The 15,387-nt window shown below is 70.5% G+C and carries 18 protein-coding genes; 5 read left to right on the forward strand and 13 right to left on the reverse strand.

Annotation, left to right across the window (positions count from 1 at the left end; all coding sequences use genetic code 11):
- Positions 1 to 29 precede the first annotated feature (29 nt).
- The 6 genes from AAH991_RS07445 to AAH991_RS07470 all read right to left on the reverse strand — a co-directional run bounded on the left by AAH991_RS07445 (position 30) and on the right by AAH991_RS07470 (position 6,432).
- The gene (locus tag AAH991_RS07445) at positions 30 to 1,031 is read right to left on the reverse strand and encodes an alpha/beta hydrolase (protein ID WP_346225005.1); all 1,002 of its coding nucleotides are present in this window, start codon (positions 1,029 to 1,031) and stop codon (positions 30 to 32) included.
- Positions 1,028 to 2,185: a glycoside hydrolase family 68 protein gene (locus tag AAH991_RS07450; protein WP_346225006.1), complete on the reverse strand. Its 1,158-nt coding sequence runs from the start codon at positions 2,183 to 2,185 to the stop codon at positions 1,028 to 1,030. Before AAH991_RS07450 ends, AAH991_RS07445 begins: the two co-directional genes overlap by 4 nt.
- A gap of 163 nt (positions 2,186 to 2,348) precedes the next feature.
- On the reverse strand, positions 2,349 to 3,245 hold the full coding sequence (locus AAH991_RS07455; protein ID WP_346225007.1) for an ROK family protein: 897 nt from the start codon (positions 3,243 to 3,245) through the stop codon (positions 2,349 to 2,351).
- A gap of 5 nt (positions 3,246 to 3,250) precedes the next feature.
- A complete protein-coding gene (locus AAH991_RS07460; protein WP_346225008.1) occupies positions 3,251 to 4,075 on the reverse strand; it encodes a carbohydrate ABC transporter permease in 825 nt (274 codons plus the stop codon).
- On the reverse strand, positions 4,072 to 4,992 hold the full coding sequence (locus AAH991_RS07465; RefSeq protein WP_346225009.1) for a carbohydrate ABC transporter permease: 921 nt from the start codon (positions 4,990 to 4,992) through the stop codon (positions 4,072 to 4,074). The genes AAH991_RS07460 and AAH991_RS07465 overlap by 4 nt, the downstream gene beginning before the upstream one ends.
- Before the next feature lie 84 nt (positions 4,993 to 5,076).
- Positions 5,077 to 6,432 carry an ABC transporter substrate-binding protein gene (locus tag AAH991_RS07470; RefSeq protein ID WP_346225010.1) on the reverse strand — a complete coding sequence of 452 codons (1,356 nt, stop codon included), beginning with the start codon at positions 6,430 to 6,432 and terminating at the stop codon, positions 5,077 to 5,079.
- Between the two features lie 142 nt (positions 6,433 to 6,574).
- Between AAH991_RS07470 and AAH991_RS07475 the strand changes: the two genes are divergently transcribed.
- On the forward strand, positions 6,575 to 7,636 hold the full coding sequence (locus tag AAH991_RS07475) for a LacI family DNA-binding transcriptional regulator (protein ID WP_346225011.1): 1,062 nt from the start codon (positions 6,575 to 6,577) through the stop codon (positions 7,634 to 7,636).
- Positions 7,637 to 7,703: 67 nt separating this feature from the next.
- On the opposite strand, the gene AAH991_RS07480 is transcribed toward AAH991_RS07475, so the two are convergent.
- The 4 genes from AAH991_RS07480 to AAH991_RS07495 form a co-directional block, all read right to left on the reverse strand.
- Positions 7,704 to 8,876: a hypothetical protein gene (locus tag AAH991_RS07480; RefSeq protein WP_346225012.1), complete on the reverse strand. Its 1,173-nt coding sequence runs from the start codon at positions 8,874 to 8,876 to the stop codon at positions 7,704 to 7,706.
- The gene (locus AAH991_RS07485) at positions 8,873 to 9,355 is read right to left on the reverse strand and encodes a SigE family RNA polymerase sigma factor (RefSeq protein WP_346225013.1); all 483 of its coding nucleotides are present in this window, start codon (positions 9,353 to 9,355) and stop codon (positions 8,873 to 8,875) included. The genes AAH991_RS07480 and AAH991_RS07485 overlap by 4 nt, the downstream gene beginning before the upstream one ends.
- A gap of 124 nt (positions 9,356 to 9,479) precedes the next feature.
- On the reverse strand, positions 9,480 to 10,337 hold the full coding sequence (locus AAH991_RS07490) for a GNAT family N-acetyltransferase (RefSeq protein ID WP_346225014.1): 858 nt from the start codon (positions 10,335 to 10,337) through the stop codon (positions 9,480 to 9,482).
- Positions 10,338 to 10,439: 102 nt separating this feature from the next.
- Positions 10,440 to 10,982, reverse strand: coding sequence for a TetR/AcrR family transcriptional regulator (locus tag AAH991_RS07495; protein WP_346225015.1), 543 nt, complete (start codon positions 10,980 to 10,982; stop codon positions 10,440 to 10,442).
- Here AAH991_RS07495 and AAH991_RS07500 point away from each other — a divergent pair.
- Complete coding sequence (locus AAH991_RS07500) at positions 10,960 to 11,433, forward strand: Rossmann-fold NAD(P)-binding domain-containing protein (protein WP_346225016.1); 474 nt, start codon at positions 10,960 to 10,962, stop codon at positions 11,431 to 11,433. The genes AAH991_RS07495 and AAH991_RS07500 overlap by 23 nt on opposite strands.
- A gap of 141 nt (positions 11,434 to 11,574) precedes the next feature.
- Here the strand turns inward: AAH991_RS07500 and AAH991_RS07505 are convergent, their stop codons facing one another.
- Positions 11,575 to 12,303, reverse strand: coding sequence for a LysR family substrate-binding domain-containing protein (locus tag AAH991_RS07505; RefSeq protein WP_346225017.1), 729 nt, complete (start codon positions 12,301 to 12,303; stop codon positions 11,575 to 11,577).
- A 56-nt stretch (positions 12,304 to 12,359) separates the two neighbouring features.
- On the opposite strand from AAH991_RS07505, the gene AAH991_RS07510 reads away from it, so the two are divergent.
- Both AAH991_RS07510 and AAH991_RS07515 read left to right on the forward strand, forming a co-directional pair.
- Positions 12,360 to 12,761: a DUF5997 family protein gene (locus AAH991_RS07510; protein ID WP_346225018.1), complete on the forward strand. Its 402-nt coding sequence runs from the start codon at positions 12,360 to 12,362 to the stop codon at positions 12,759 to 12,761.
- 651 nt (positions 12,762 to 13,412) lie between these two features.
- Positions 13,413 to 13,565 carry a hypothetical protein gene (locus AAH991_RS07515; protein WP_346225019.1) on the forward strand — a complete coding sequence of 51 codons (153 nt, stop codon included), beginning with the start codon at positions 13,413 to 13,415 and terminating at the stop codon, positions 13,563 to 13,565.
- A 62-nt stretch (positions 13,566 to 13,627) separates the two neighbouring features.
- Here AAH991_RS07515 and AAH991_RS07520 read toward each other — a convergent pair whose 3' ends face one another.
- Positions 13,628 to 13,750, reverse strand: coding sequence for a hypothetical protein (locus AAH991_RS07520; RefSeq protein ID WP_346225020.1), 123 nt, complete (start codon positions 13,748 to 13,750; stop codon positions 13,628 to 13,630).
- 48 nt (positions 13,751 to 13,798) lie between these two features.
- Positions 13,799 to 14,821, reverse strand: coding sequence for a helix-turn-helix transcriptional regulator (locus tag AAH991_RS07525; RefSeq protein WP_346225021.1), 1,023 nt, complete (start codon positions 14,819 to 14,821; stop codon positions 13,799 to 13,801).
- 92 nt (positions 14,822 to 14,913) lie between these two features.
- Here AAH991_RS07525 and AAH991_RS07530 point away from each other — a divergent pair, with 92 nt between their 5' ends.
- The gene (locus AAH991_RS07530) at positions 14,914 to 15,312 is read left to right on the forward strand and encodes a VOC family protein (RefSeq protein WP_346225022.1); all 399 of its coding nucleotides are present in this window, start codon (positions 14,914 to 14,916) and stop codon (positions 15,310 to 15,312) included.
- The last annotated feature ends 75 nt before the right edge of the window (positions 15,313 to 15,387 follow it).

Genomic DNA, 15,387 nt, shown 5'->3' on the forward strand with positions numbered 1-15,387 from the left:
AGAGTCGGCTCGTGCGGAGCCTCCGCGCGTCATCCGACGGCGGCCAGAGCGTCGAGCATGCCCCGGCGGAACGCGCGCATGGACGGCACGGTCGCGTGATCGAAGTCGGCGCCGTGGTACATGCCGGGCTCGACGACCAGGTCGACCGGAACGCCGGCCGCCCTGAGCCGTTCGGCGTAGCGCAGGTTCTCCGAGTAGAACAGGTCGAGGTCGCCGACGCCGATCCACGCGGGGGGCAGGCCACGCAGATCCTCCCGGCGGCCCGCCGCCGCGTACGGGCGGGGTTCGGCGACGAGCGGCCCGCGGCCGAGGTAACAGGTCCAGGCGTACCTGTTGGAGCGCGGCGCCCAGCCGATCCTGCCGCGTCCCCGATGGTCGCGCACAAGGGCCGTACGGTCGTCCAGCATCGGGTAGAGGAGCAGTTGGAACGCCACCGGAAGCCCCTGATCGTGCGCCTTCTGCACGACCGAGGCCGCCAGTCCGCCGCCGGCGCTCGCCCCGCCCACGGCGACGCGCGCGCCGTCCACGCCGAGTGCGGGGGCGGCGTCGTGCAGCCAGCGCAGCGCGGCGAAGCAGTCGTCGAACCCGGCGGGGAACGGGTGCTCCGGAGCGAGCCGGTAGCGTGCGCTCACCACCAGGATCCCCAGGTCGCGGGCGATGCGGCTGCACAGTTCGTGGTCGCTCTCGGGGTGACCGAGGATGGTGCCGCCCCCGTGGATCCACAGCAGCGCTCCGCCGGGGCGCCGGCGGCCCGGCGACTCGTACGCGAAGGCGTCCAGCCCGCCGGGGACCTCGTGCCGGGTGACCGCCACCCCCGCGAGCGGTCGCGTGGTGCCGCGTGAGAGCCGCCGGGCGAGGGTCAGGCTCAGCCTGCCGATGATCGGGCGCGGCAGCCACAGCGCCGGTGTCCTCAGGGCCGGTTTCCTCAGGTCCGGCGCGACGGCCGAGAGCGTGTGGCGACGCCGTGCCGCCAAGGCCATCACCGCGGCCGCTCCCAGCACTCCCGCCGCCGTGCCGCGCGGCGTGCTCAACGCCGTGCCCCCGGCGACGCGGGAACGACCACAGAGGTGGCGGCTCCGTCCAGGGTGAGTTCGAGGACCGGGGCGATCGTCCCGCCGAAGGCGGCTCTCGCCTCGGCGGGCCCGGCCGTCCACGGGTCCGGTCCTCCGGTGGAGCGGTAGTTGAGGAAGCCCACGACCTTCAGGTCGGGCAGGACCAGCCAGGCGTACGCCTGGTCGGGCTCTTCCGCCGGGTTGCGCAGCACGAGCCCCGAGCCGTTGAGCGGCGTGTACGGCCCGGCGAGGCGGGGGGCGACGAAGCCGTAGAGCCCGGTGGGCGCGCTTCCCGGCGGGTGGAACGAGTGACGATGGGTGCAGAAGAAGAGGTAGTACGACGACCGGTGCACCACGATGTGCGGCCGTTCGATCTCGTGGTTGACGCCGTCGGCCACGAGGAGGGGCGGCCGCAGCGACCAGCCGCCCGGTTCCGCGGCGGCGAGGGCCACCGCACCCATGAAGGCGTGGTCCGCCCCGGCGGACGCCGCGACGGACGCGGCGACGAGCAGATACTCGCGTCCGTCCGCGGGGTCGCGGAACCAGCCGGGATCGCGGAAGGCCCTGATTCGCCCGGGTCCTCCCTCGACCTCGTCGGCCGGCAGGTACGTGACGCCGTCCGAGCGGAGGACCTCCCGGTGCTCGGCGGCCTGGTCGAGCAGGATCCGGCCGCCGTCGGTCACCAGCCGGGCGCGGGCCTCGACGACGGTCTGAGTGAACGTCGTTCGGGTCTCCCCTCGCCTGCCCGCGGCCGTGTAGAACACCGACACCGTGCCGTCCGGTCTGCGGACCGCCGATCCCGACCATTCGCGGCTGCCCGGCGAGGCTCCGTCGGCGAAGGCGTGGCCGAGGTCGGTCCAGCCGTCGGCGTCCAGGCCGAGCAGCCGGAGGCGGGCGCGGTCGTGACGCTCCTCGGGATGGCCGGCGGCGGGCGCGGACAGCGCCATCCACAACTCGCGGCCCCGCACCACGGACGTCGAGCCGTCCTCCTCCTGGATCGGCCACAGATCCCAGATGTCGTCGTGCGGCAGCACGCGCGGTGCCGGAAGGCCGATGACCGGCGCCGTCGTCGCCGCACCGCCGGCCGGTGCGGCGAGGTGCCGCCGCGTCCAGCGCGCGGGCTCGCCGTTCACGCGGTCCCCCCGTCACGTCGCCGTCCATCGGCGAGGGCCTCGTACGCGCCGGACCGGGTCTCCGGTCCGGGCGTGCCGCCTCGCCGCCCCCATGGAGCCATTCGAAGAACCTCCAAATCAGTCGCGCGGGGCGTTTCCCGGCGCGTCACAGAAAACGGTCGAATTAGGGCAGCGCCGCGCGTGCGAGTTCCACGGCTCCGGCCACTCCCGAGTGGTCGCCGAGGGAGGGGCCGACGACGTACTCGTCCATGGCCGCGGGCCCGGCGGGCACCGGCGCCCCCGGGTAGCCGGCGGCGAGGGTGAGCAGCCGCGCCCGTACGGCCGGAAGCAGCGCGGGGTGCTTGGCGACGCCCCCGCCCACCACGATCCGCTCGGGCGACAGCGCGTAGATCAGGTTCATGACCGCGAGGGCGACGTACTCGGCCTCGAGTTCCCAGGCCGAGGGGTCGTCCAGGTGCTCGGCGGGACGTCCCCATCGCCGGCGCATCGCCTCACCCGACGCGAGCCCTTCGAGGCAGTCGCCGTGAAAGGGACAACTCCCCGCGAAAGGGTCCCTGACCGGGTCGTGGGGGATGCGGATGTGGCCGAACTCAGGGTGCAGGAGTCCGTGCACGAGGCCGTCGTTCACCACCGCTCCCACGCCGACGCCGGTGCCCACGGTCATGTACGCGAACGTGCCGAGCCCGGCGCCCGCCCCCCGCCGCCACTCCCCCAGCGCCGCGGCGTTGACGTCCGTGTCCAGGCGGACGGGTACGCCCAGCGCGGCGCGCAGCGGGGAGACGACGTCGACGTTCGCCCAGCCCGGCTTGGGCGTGGCCAGGATGCGGCCGTACGTCGGCGAGCCCGGCCGTACGTCCACCGGGCCGAAGGTGCCGACGCCGAGCGCGGCGAGCGGCCGGTGTCCGCCGAAGAACCGCACTGCGGCGCCGATCGTCGTCTCCGGCGTGGTCGTGGGGATCACTTCGGTCGCGAGAAGCCCTCCCCCGGCGTCGGCGACCGCGCACACCCACTTCGTCCCGCCCGCTTCGATCCCCCCGTAGACCCGGGTGGCTCCGTCCACGCGCGTCACCCCTTCAGGGAGCCCTGGAGCAGAGCCGTGACGAAGCGGCGCTGGAAGATCAGGAAGATCACGAGCGTGGGGGCCAGGATCAGCAGCGACCCCGCGCAGAGCAGCGGCATGTCGGTTCCCCACTGGCCCTGGAAGGCGCCCAGGGCCCCGGACATCGTCCGTTTCAGCGGGTCGTCGACGAGGACGATCGCCAGGAGGAACTGGTTCCAGGTCCACAGGAACAGCAGGATGGCCAGGGACGACAGCGCCGGCATGGCCAGCGGGACGTGGATGCGCCAGAAGAGCTGCCACACGTTCGCGCCGTCCATCCGCGCGCTCTCCGACAGCTCGTCGGGCATGTTGACGAAGTGCGCCCGCATCCAGAAGACCGCGAACGGCATGTACAGCCCGATGAGCGGCAGGATGATGGCCCACCTGGTGTTCAGCAGTCCCATGTCGCGCACCTGGTAGTACAGCGGCGTGATGATGCCCTCGAACGGCAGCGTCAGCCCGAGCACGAACAGCAGGAACACCAGATTCCGTCCCGCCATCCGCAGGTGACCGATGGCGAAGCCGGCCAGCGTCCCGAGGAGCAGCGCGACGGGAACCACGCCGAGCACGATGAGCGTGCTCGACTTCACCAGCTCGATCATCCGCGCGGCCTCGAACGCCTTGACGAAGTTGCCCCACTGCGGATCGCGCGGCCACTCGAGGCCCGAGGGGTAGCTGCCGGACGGGTGCAGGGCGGTGACGAACAGGCTGACGAACGGCATGAGCGTGACCGCCATCAGCAGGACGAGCAGCAGCCTTCCGGTCCACGTCTCCCGGCGTCCGACGATCATGAGGACCTGTCCTTGGTGAGCCACTGGATGGGAAGGGCGACGAGGATGACGAGCACCATGAGCACGACGGCCAGTGCGGACGCCATGCCCACCTGCCGCTCGGAGAAGGCCAGGTAGTAGATCTCCAGCCCGGGGACCATCGTCGCGTTGCCCGGTCCGCCCTGCGTGGAGACGTAGACGATGTCGAAGCTGGCCAGCGCCGCGATCACGGTCACCGTGACGCAGACGCCGATCTCCTGCCGCAGGCAGGGCACGGTGATCGAGACGAACTCGCGCAGCGGCCCTGCTCCGTCCATCCGGGCGGCCTCGTACAGCGCCGGATCGATCTTGCTCAGGCCGGACAGGAGAAGGATCGTGCACAGGCCGAGCAGCACCCACGCCCCGATCACGCCGACCGCCGGCAGGGCCGTGGAGAAGTCGCCCAGCCAGGCGCGCGCCACGCTTTCGAGGCCGACGTACGCGAGCAGCTGGTTGACCAGGCCGGTCGACGACATCAGCCAGCTCCAGGCGATGCCGGCGGCGACGAGCGGGATGACCTGCGGCAGGAACAGGACCGTCCGCGCCACCAGCGCGAGCCGGCTCGCGGCGATCCGGCGGATCGTCGAGGCGATCGCGAGGCCCAGCACGACCGGGATCACGCTGAAGAAGACGATCAGCTTGATCGCGTTGAGGATGGAGGCGAACAGGTCGGGGTCGGTGAACACCCTGACGTAGTTGCCCAGGCCGGCCCAGGTGGACGGGCCGATGCCGTCCCAGCGGTACATCGAGTACTGGACGGTGAGCGCGATCGGGCGCAGCACGAAGACCGCGTAGACGCCGAGTGCCGGAGCCACGAAGAGCCAGCCGACCCAACTCGGGGTGCGGAGCCCCGCCGCGCGGGCGGGGCTCTGCTTCCTGGGCACGGGCTTCCTGGGCACGGGCTTCCTCGTCACGGCTGCCGGCCCGGGGCGGGTCGCGGGGGGATCGACCTCGCTGTCGGGAGTCGGCCGTGTCATCGGTGCTCAGCTCCCCTTGACCTGGCTCGTGTAGTCGCTCTGCACCGACTTCAGCAGCGCCTCGGGGGTCTGCTGACCGGCGACCAGTTTCTGCAACTGCGGCGTCCAGCTCTTGGCGTAGATCGCGCCGGTGGCGTTGGCGATGAAGTCCATCGAGCCGTTGTCCTCGGCGATCTTGGCTCCTGCCGCCAGGGTGCTCGCGGTGACCGTGCCCTCGCTGACCTCCGGCATGGGAGCGTCCGCCGGCCCCATCGGGTGCGACCCGCCGACCTGCACGCCGATCTCACGCGCCTTCGGGTCGGTCGCCACCCAGTTGAGGAAGTACGCCGCGCAGTCGGCGTTCTTCGCCCTGGAGCTGATCCCGTAGGTGAGGGGCGCCGACATCGCGGCCTGCTTGCCGCCCTGCTGCGCCGGCGGCATCAGGAAGAAGCCCACGTCGCCCGGCATCTGCTTGTCGAGGTTCCCCGACTCCCAGTCGCCGTTGAACATGAACAGGCCCTCGCCCTTGATGAAGCGGCTCATCATGGTCGCGTAGTCGACGGCGTTGACGTCCTTCCAGAAGTACCCGGCCTTGATCCACTTCTCCAGGTGCCGCGTCGCCTGCAGGTTGGAGGGGGTGTCGATCGTGGCGCCCGGCTTCTGGTAGATCCACTCGTTGATCGGCCCCGAGGGACCGTACGCGGCCATGAGGTCCTGCAGTGGGAAGGCGAGACCGCCGGTGGCTCCGCCGTTGAACTGGGCGATCGGGGTGATGCCCGCGCTCTTGGCCTTCGCGAGCGCGTCGTCCAGCTCGGCCAGGGTGGCGGGCGGGGACGACATGCCGATCTTGTCGGCGAGCTTCTTGTTGTAGAACACGCCGGTCATGCTGAAGTTCAGCCCCATGGCGTACAGCGACCCCTCCCCGCGGGTCTTGCCGCCGGGGGCCATGCGCATCTGCTCCAGCTGTGAGGCGGGCCAGGAATCCCAGCCGAACGCCTTCGCGTAGCCGTCGAGGTTCTTCAGCAGGTTGTTCTTCACCAGCTCCGACACCTGCGGGAGCCGCATCAGGTCCGGCGGGTCGTCGGCGAGGACGCGCGGCGCGTTCTGCGTGATCACCGCGAACTGGTCCTCGCGGATGTTCCACTTCACGTTCGGATGCTGCTTGGAGAACTCGGTGCTGAGCTCCTTCGGCAGGGGAAAGCCGGTCTCGATGTAGGCGTTGAGCGTGACCGGCGCCGTGCCGCAGGTCGGCGCGGCCGCCAGGGACGCGCCGGTGGCCTCCGGCCGGGGGGCGTCGCCGCCGGGCGCCCCGCAGCCCGCCGCCAGCGCCCCTCCCATCACGACCGCGAGCGCGGCCCCGTTCCAGCGAGTTCGACGCGACATCTGCGTCTCCTTGATTGCTCGGGGACCCGCCGGCACACACCGGACGCCCCAGGACTCAGGTTTGCTAAATCGGATTAGCAGTGCGATAGTCTCATCACACGTGCCGCGGGGTGTCAACCCCCACATCGCAGGAGGTCGACCGGTGAGCCCACGACGGGTCACGCTGGCGGACGTCGCCAAGACCGCCGGCGTCTCGCCGACCACCGCGTCGCTCGTGCTGTCCGGACGCGGCCGGGAGCTGCGCATCTCCCAGGACGTCGAGCAGCGTGTCCTCAAGGCCGCGGCCGAGCTGCAGTACCGGCCGAACATCGTATCCGTAGGCCTCCGAACTGGGACAACTCGGACTATCGGCTTTATTTCGGACACAGTCGCCACGTCGCGGCTCGCCGGCGACATGATCAAGGGAGCACTCGAAGCCGCGCGGGAGCGCGGCTTCATGTTGTTCATCGGTGAGACGGAGGGCGACGCCGAGCTGGAGCGCCTCCTGCTGCAGGCCATGCACGACCGTCAGGTGGACGGCATCATCCTGGCCGCGATGTACACGAGAACCATCAAGGTGCCGAAGGGCATGGCGGTCGCCCCCGCCGTCCTGCTCAACGCGCTCCCCAAACAGCCGTCACCGCTGCCGTCGGTCATCCCCGACGAGATCGAGGCCGGACGCGTCGCCGCGAGAACTCTGCTCGACGCCGGCCATCGCGAGGGCATCCACCTGATCGGCGCCGGCCCCGGCCGGCGCAACGTCCCTCCGGGTGGAAGCGTCGCGGCCGTCGAACGGCTCATCGGCATCCGCGAGGTGCTCGCCGAGGCGGGGGTCAAGCCGGCGGGCGGGCACGTCTGCCCCGACTGGCAACCCGAGTACGGCCTCAGCGTGACCCGGGAGCTGCTGAAGAAGGAGCGCCCGCGGGCGTTGATCTGCTTCAACGACCGGGTCGCCCTCGGCGCCTATCAGGCACTCGACGACTTCGGGCTCAAGGTGCCCGCCGACGTCTCCGTCGTGTCCTTCGACGACCACCCCATCGCCTCGTGGATGCGCCCCCAGCTGACGACGGTGGCCCTCCCCCACTACGAGCTCGGCCGCAAGGCCGTCGACGTGCTGTTCACGGAGATCGGCCGCGACCGCGAGGACGACGGCGGGGAGGGTGAGGTGCATCGCGTGCCGATGCCCATCCGCCTGCGGGAGTCGGTCACCTCGCCGGGCGCGTGACCGGCACAGCGGCCCCCTCCCATGCCGGTCGACGCGTCTTCGCACCGCTGCCGGGGCGGACCGCAGGCTAGCGGTCCGGGTCGTGGATGACGGCCCACTTGTCACCGCGTTTGAAGTAGAGCATCTCCGTGTCGGTGTAGAGGGTGGGGGATGCCTTGCGGTCGTCGCGAATCCACAGCCTGCCGGCCCGCGACGTGGCGAGGTCGAAGATCACTTCGGCCTTCCGTCCCTGCTCGTCGACCTGGGTCAGGGTGACGAAGCGGCCGGCCACGAGTGACCGGGGGCTGTCGCCCGGCAGGTCCAGAACCTGGCTGCCGTCGCGGCGGGTCGCCTGGGTGCCGGTCAGGCACCAAACCACATCGCACCGCGCCCGCGCCGGATCGTCGAGCCGCTCCCCTGTGCTCAGGTTGAGCAGATTCGTCATGGCCGCCGGACCGTCGGCGGGACGCCCCGCCCAGGGCCAGGAGAAAAGACGCAGCCCCTCCGTACCCGGGACGAACGACGGTTCGCCGCCCGCCACCGGAACCTGGTTGACGCCCCCCGACTTGGTCGACGACCAGAAGATCCTGCCGCCTCCGACCGCCAGGTCCACACCGTAGATGGTGTCCCCGTTCTTCTTGTCCACGTCCAACTCGGCCGGGAACGAGACCACCGTGCGCGGAGTGCCCCCGGTCACCGGAACCGTCATGATGTGGATGTCTCGGTCCACGTACTTGAACCAGGCGATCACGCCTTCGCCCACCGCCAGCGAGTCCACCGGCGCGATGGGATAGTCGATGACGGCCAGGCGTTGAAAGGTCTGCGATTCCAGCTTGTAAGCCCACAACTGAGGCGCAGGATCGTAGCCCTTCTTCGACACGTACCCGAGCATGGTGCGTGGATCGATGAACAGCTTCGGCGTGAAGTTCTTGCCGTTGGGGACCTGCCGGGGGACCTCCGCGATCACCGAAGGCAGCACCTGTTCCAGCGGCGGCGCGATCTCCTCCACGATCCGGTGTTCGTGAACGCGCGGTGCCGGCGTGGCCGTGATGGCGGGTGGCGGCGCGGGAGCCCGCCACGTCACGGCTGACGCCGCCCAGATCACCAGACAGGTGGCCGTCGCGGTCGCCACCACCAGCCCGCGGCGTCCGCGCCGAATCCGCCCCAGGGTCACCTGGCGCAGCAGATCCGGCGGAGTGGCCGGCATCCGCGCCTCCGCTTCGGCGAACGTACGGCGCAGCGCCTCCTCGACGTCGTTCATCGCAGCCTCCTCAGCGGGGTGACGGTGTCGCGCAGTTTGCCGAGAGCGCGGGATGCCTGACTCCGTACGGTCCCGGGGGAGATCCCGAGGATCTCGGCGATCTCGGCGTCCGACCGGTCCTCGTAGTAGCGCAGGACCAGTACGGCCCGCTGCCTCTTGGGCAGCTTGACCAGTTCGTCCCAGAGGTCCAGCGGTGGCGGCTCCGCCGCCGGTTGCGACTGTTCGGGCACCTCCCATGCCAGATGTTCGCGCCTGCGCCGCCTCCAGACGGAGATGTGCAGCCGGGTGATCGTGGTCTTCACGTAGCTCTCCGGGTTGTGCTTGTGCTGCACGCGCGGCCATGAGCCGCGCAGCCGTACCATCGCCTCCTGGACGAGGTCGGCGGCGTCGTGCGGGTTGCCGGTGAGCATGTAGGCGTAGCGGAACAGCGCATCGATCCGATCGGCGGCGAAGTCCGCGAAATCCGGCGCGTCATCCACGGGCGGGAGTCCTCTCGTCCATCCCGCCTGAGACGCTCGAGAACCCGGAAATGTTGCATCACGCGAAATCCACTGAGACGACGCTCAGCGGGAAGTTACGGCGAGACGGCCGTGCGGGCACCGGCTACGGCAGCGTGGAAACGGTCCCCGTGGTTTCACCGGAGGCGCCGCACGCGATGGCGTACTCGGTGAACCGGCCGCAGGTCTCGAATCCGAGGCGGCGGTAGACGGGCTCGCCGTCCGCGGACGCCTGCAGGACCGCGGTGCGGTAACCCTCGTCGTACGCGGTGTGCAGGGTGGCCAGGGTGATGGCGCCGCCGTAGCCGCGCCGGCGGTCCGTCGCGAGGGTCGCGATGTTGTAGATCCCGGCGACTCCACCGTGGAGGAGGACCTCGGCCGAGCAGACCGGGCGGCCGCTCACGTAGCCGACCAGATACCGGGCGGGGCAGCCGGGAGCAAGGGCCCACTCGGCGGCGTCGGCGAAGAACCGGCGCACCGTGGCGGCCGGCGGGTCCCAGTTCGCGGCCAGGACCAGCGCGTAGTCGGCGAGCTGCTCCGGAGTCGTCACCAGGCGGATGTCCAGGCCGTCGGCGTGCGGCTCCGGCAGTGCCGCATGCAGGTCCTTCCACATGCCCGTCTCGGTCTCGGCCGCCTCGAGGCCGGCGCCCTCCAGGAGCGAGGCCAGGTCCGCCGGTGTGGAGGCGGGGCCGACCCACCAGGAGAAGGGGCGACCGGTCGCGGCCAGTGCACGGACGGTCTCCTCCACGCGCGCGGGGGCGGTGTCCGCGGTGAACCGCGCCGCCGCGACGATGTTGAAAGTGTCGTCGTCGAGCCCGCTGTCGGCGATCAGGAGGTCGTCCGTCTCCATGACGGTCGAGCGCTCCAAGCGGCGGTGCAAGTGGCAGGCATGCTCGGCGAGGTTCTGCTCCATGGCGATCAGCAGGTCGAAATCGCCGGGAATCTGTTGTTTCGTCTCATTCATGTGAGTGATCACATCATGCCCGCTTGTGGCGCGCCCGCGATTTTCCCACGGCGACCGGCCCGGCGCCCCGTACGCCACGGCGCGCCCGGCAGGGGGCGATGATCAGCGTTGGGGGCCGCGGACGCCCTCGAGCACAAGCGAGACGTACCTGCGCCAGCCACCGGCGCCGGTCATGTTGGCCATGGCGCCCCGGGTGATGAGGACGAAGTCGTCGGCGCGGAAGTCCTCACGGAGGCGGCCCGCGTCGACGGCGCGCCGCACGATGCGTTCGGTGATCGCCGCGAAATCCGTCTTCTCCGCGACGATGTCGTTCCAGCTCGGCTCTTCCGGGCCGAGGAGCGCGAAGCGGAACGCGGCGTCGGACTCCGCGGACTCCAGGTAGCCGTAGAGCAGCGTCTCGAACGCCACCCAGGGGTCCTCGGCCTCCGCGGCGGCGCGGGCGAGGGCGGTCATCGCCTCGAACCGGCGGCCGATGATCGCCGCGAGTAGCGCTCGTTTGTCGGCGAAGTGCCGGTAGAGGGTGCCGACACCCAAGCCGGCACGCTCGGCGATCTCGTCCATCTGCACGGCGTCGCCTCGCCGGGCGAACAGCTCGCCGGCGGCGTCGAGGACGGCCTCACGGTTGCGCCGGGCGTCGGCGCGCAACCTGCTCGGGCAGCTCGATGCGATCTGCGGGCAGGGCGCGTTCTCCCTGACCTGTGCGGGTGACCTGCCGCTGGCGTCGGTCGCGACGCGGGACATCGCGGGCACCGCCGCCGGCCTGCTCACCGACCTGTCCTGGACCGGACAGGAGAGTCTCCCCGTGTTCGGCCCCGACCGGCTGACCCCCGACGGCATGGCGGAGGTGATCAGCCAGGAACTCGGCCGGGCGGTCACCTACCGTCGCACGAGCATGGACGACTACGCGTGGCTGCTCCGCTCCCGGGGCGCCGCCGACCAAGCGATCAAGGACGTGACCGAGGCGTTCGCCGCACAGGACCTCGGCATCTACGACGCGGACTGGGCGACCGCCGAGCCCACCTCGACAGACTTCCGCACCTGGTGCAGGGAAGTGCTCAAGCCCGCCGCGGCCGCCCGGGCATCCTGCCGGGAGTGAGGCTGACCGCGCTCGAAAGCCACATGAGGGTGCGATCGGGCCCGGGAAGGCGACGGACCGTTCGCCGTACTGAAGAAGTCGTCCGCCCCGGACAGGCACCAGCCGAAGGGTCCCCGGTGTCGCCAGGCTGGGCGCTCCAGGTCACCGAGACCGGTGGCCCCTCCTCTTACGACCGGCCGGCGCGGCCCGGCGGCCGGAGCCGTTCTGCGCGGGTTTCTGCGCCTGCCGCCGTGCCGGTTTCTCCGCGGGGGCGGCAGGGGCACGGCCCCGCGAGCTGTTCACTGTCCGGCCCCGGACGATGCCGATGAAGTCCTCCACCAGGTCGGTGGTCGCGTCCGTGGGCCAGGTCAGCGCGACCTGAGACTGCGGCGCGTCGAGCACCGGCCGGTAGGTGAGATCCCTGCGGTGGTGGAGGCGTGCCAGCGACTGCGGAACCAGGAGAATCCCGGTGCCGGCCGCCACCAGCTCGACCGCCTCCGCCGTTGTGGCCGGGCGGGTGAACGCGCTCCGCCCGGGCCGGGCGGTCCACTCGATGGTGTCGTCCAGGGTGTGGAACACCTCGTCGTCGTCAAGGTCGGCGACGGTCACCTCGTCAGCGGCGGCCACCGCGTGGTCCTTGGGCACCACGACCACGGTGGTCTCCACGTAGAGAGGGATCACGCTGAGCCCGTCCCGGTCGACCGGCAATCTGGCGAATCCGGCGTCGGCGCCGCCGTTCCGCAGGACTGCCACCACCTCGGCGGCGGGAACCGGGACCAGGGTGACCGGCACGTCGGGCATTCTCTCGGTCCAGATGTTGACCCATTTCGCGGGTGTCACGCCGGGCACGTACGCCAGCCGGAACACCCTGCCGGTCTCTCCAACAGTCACTTCCTCAGGCTACCGATGTCATGGGAACCCGTTCCGACTGACTACTCTTGACGTTTATGAGCTCGTCCAAGCCGAAGACCACCCAGACCATGAAGCCCGCGACCGCGGCCAAGAAGCTGGGTGTCCTCCTCTCGGCCACCCCCGCCGAGTTCCAGGCGGGTGTGGTCTCCAGGGACGAGCTGAACGAGTTGCAGTCGAAGCCACCCGCCTGGCTCGTCGACCTGCGCCGCAACGGCCCGCACCCCAAGCAGGTCATCGCCGCGAAGCTCAAGATCTCCATTTCCGGGCTGATCAGAGGTGGCATCACCGGACCGCTCACCACCGCCGAGATCGACGCCCTGAAGGCGGAGAACCCGCCGTGGCTGGAGCACGAGCGGTCCGTCCAGGCCGAGGTCCGCAAAGAGGCACTCCGTCTCAAGCAACGCCAGGCAGCGGAGACCCGGCGCGTCTCCGAGTGACAGCGGCACTGACCGTAACGTCCTCACCGGCCGCGGCAGCCGAGCCGGACAGGCATGATGACGGCGGCCCCGGACGTCCACGGCTGTTCCAGAATTGAGCGCGGCACGTATTGATGAACCGGCCTTGACGCCTTGCGGCGATAACGGGTTTCATTACGCGGAGAATGTCACGCCTGCCGTTTCCTCGGACTGGTCCCACGAACGATCGGTGGTGAACCGACCGGAGGTGTGGTCGAAGGCGAAGAGGTGAGCGGGTGCGGAGCAGGTCTCTCGTCTCTCGGGACGTATTGACGTTGAGTCTCGCTGCCGCGGTCTCCGGCACGGGCGGCTCGTGGCCGACTGGTATTGGACCGGCACCGATGCGACCACCGGCCAGGAGGTTTTCTCCGCGACCAAGTCCTACTCCGGCACTTTGATGGGCATCGCCGAAGCGGAGGGCCGGTCTTGCCCAGGACGCGGCCCCGGGGACGTCTGGGCGTACAACGATTCCGCCATACAAACGCTCGACGCAGTGCTCACGAAGGCAACCAGGCAGAGTCCCGCAGCATACGCGCACCCGCGGGTCCTGTCGTCGACCCGCTGAAGCCCAGCACGCGAAAACAGAGTTCCACCGCCCCGCATCGGCGACTGGCCGAGGACGCACCTCACGACATGTACTGGGCGATTGGCTTCGGCGGCCAGATCATCCAGGTCGATCGCGGCTCGGACACGGTCGTCGTCCGGCTCGGACGCAACGTTCCGGGAGCCCGATACGGACCCGCCGACACCGCCAAAGTCGTGACCATGGCCCTCGTCACGCCGTAGCGAGACCGGGTGCGGTCCGGGTGCCTGGGCGGAGCGAGCGGACATCACGAGCCCGGCCACGGTCAGTGCCAGCCAGTCAGCGCGTCGAAGGCCAGCTCGGCCAGGTGCAGCCCGGACCGCTCGGCCACCGCGGCCGGCACGACATCGGGGTCGGTCGAACTCAGGGTCGACCCCGTTGGCACCACGATGGCCGTCCGTACATCCCCGACGACAGCCCCCGGCCTGACCGCTCCTCACGCGCCTCCCGCTCGGCGGACCGGGGCCGGCGGGCCCCTGCGAGCGGAGGCCGCGAGCCGGTCGGCCAGCGCGGCGACAAGGCCGCGGAGTTCGTCCGGTCGCTCGATGACGAACGGCCGGTCGAGCGACGCGAGCACCGGGGGCAACCAGTCGAGCCGCTCCGCTCGCAATTCGACGCGGAGCCAGCCCTCGGTGTCGCGAGCTGTGCCGTCCGCCGATGTGGGTTCGTCCACAGTCGCGACACTGGCGGGAAGCCGGGCGCGGATCTGCTCGACCGTCCCCTGGATGAGCAGGACCACTTCATACCGGTACGGAGCCTTGGCGAGTGCCGACAGAACGCGCTGCGCCGGATCGAGCCCGGCGGGCGGCTCAAACGAACCGGGCAGGGTCCTCGCGTCCGTGATGCGATCCAGCCGGAAGGTCCGCTCCTCACCGATCTCGGGATCCGCGCCCGTGACGTACCACCGGTTCGAATGGGAGACGAGGCCGTATGGATGCAACGTCCGTTCGCTGCGCCGGCCGTCGGCGGCGGTGTACCTGATCGAGACCGGCCGGTGATGGCGCACCGCATCGGCGATGGAGAGCAGAACCGCGGTCTCCGGGGTGACGAAGTCGCCGGGTGGAGCCGTGAAGGCGAGGGATTCGATCACGGTGTCGAGCCTGCGGGCGAGCCGCGCGGGCAGGACCCGCCGGATCTTGGCCGCCGCCGTCTCACTCGCCGTGCCCGTCGTCGTCGTCAACCCCGACCGGCGACCGGCGACCAGACCGAGCAGCACGGCGAGCGCCTCGTCGTCGCTCAGCATGAGCGGAGGCAGGCGGTATCCGGGGGCGAGCCGGTACCCGCCGTAGCGGCCGCGCACCGACTCGACGGGCACGTCGAGGTCCACCAGGTGGTCCACGTACCGCCGTACGGTGCGCTCGTCGACGCCGAGCCGGTCGGCGAGCTCGGCCATCGTCCGAGTGCCGCCCGACTGCAGGAGCTCCAACAGCGTGAGCACGCGGTGAGTAGGTCGAGCCACGACAGACAAGTTAGTGGAGATACTGGGCGGTTTCTGTCCGGTATTCGTCCTAGCCTGCGGTCGGAGAACAGCCCACAAGCAGGGAGACCACAATGGACTTCGTATCGATCCGCATCATCACGGGCGACGTCGCACGCCTCGCCGGCTTCTACGAGCGGGCCACGGGAGTACCCGCCACCCGATACGGCGAGGACTTCGCCGAGCTCAGCACCACCTCCGGCACCCTGGCGATCGGCAGCACCCGGACCGTCTCGCTGACCGCGCCTGGTGCTGCCCGGCCGGCCGACAACCACTCGGTGATCATCGAGTTCCTCGTCGACGACGTGGACGGCGTGCATCGCAATCTGTCCGGCTTCGTCGAGGAGTTCGTCAACGAGCCCACCACGATGCCCTGGGGCAACCGCTCGCTCCTGTTGCGTGACCCCGACGGCAACCTCGTCAACTTCTTCACCCCCGTCACCCCGGCCGCCCGCGAGAAGTTCGCTCGCTGACGTCACCCGGCCGCCGGATGCCCGGATAGGCGTCGGGGCACTGACGGCAACGCGGAAGTCGTTGTTCTGCGCCGC

It is taken from the genome of Microbispora sp. ZYX-F-249 (assembly GCF_039649665.1).
In the GTDB taxonomy this organism is placed as follows: domain Bacteria; phylum Actinomycetota; class Actinomycetes; order Streptosporangiales; family Streptosporangiaceae; genus Microbispora; species Microbispora maris.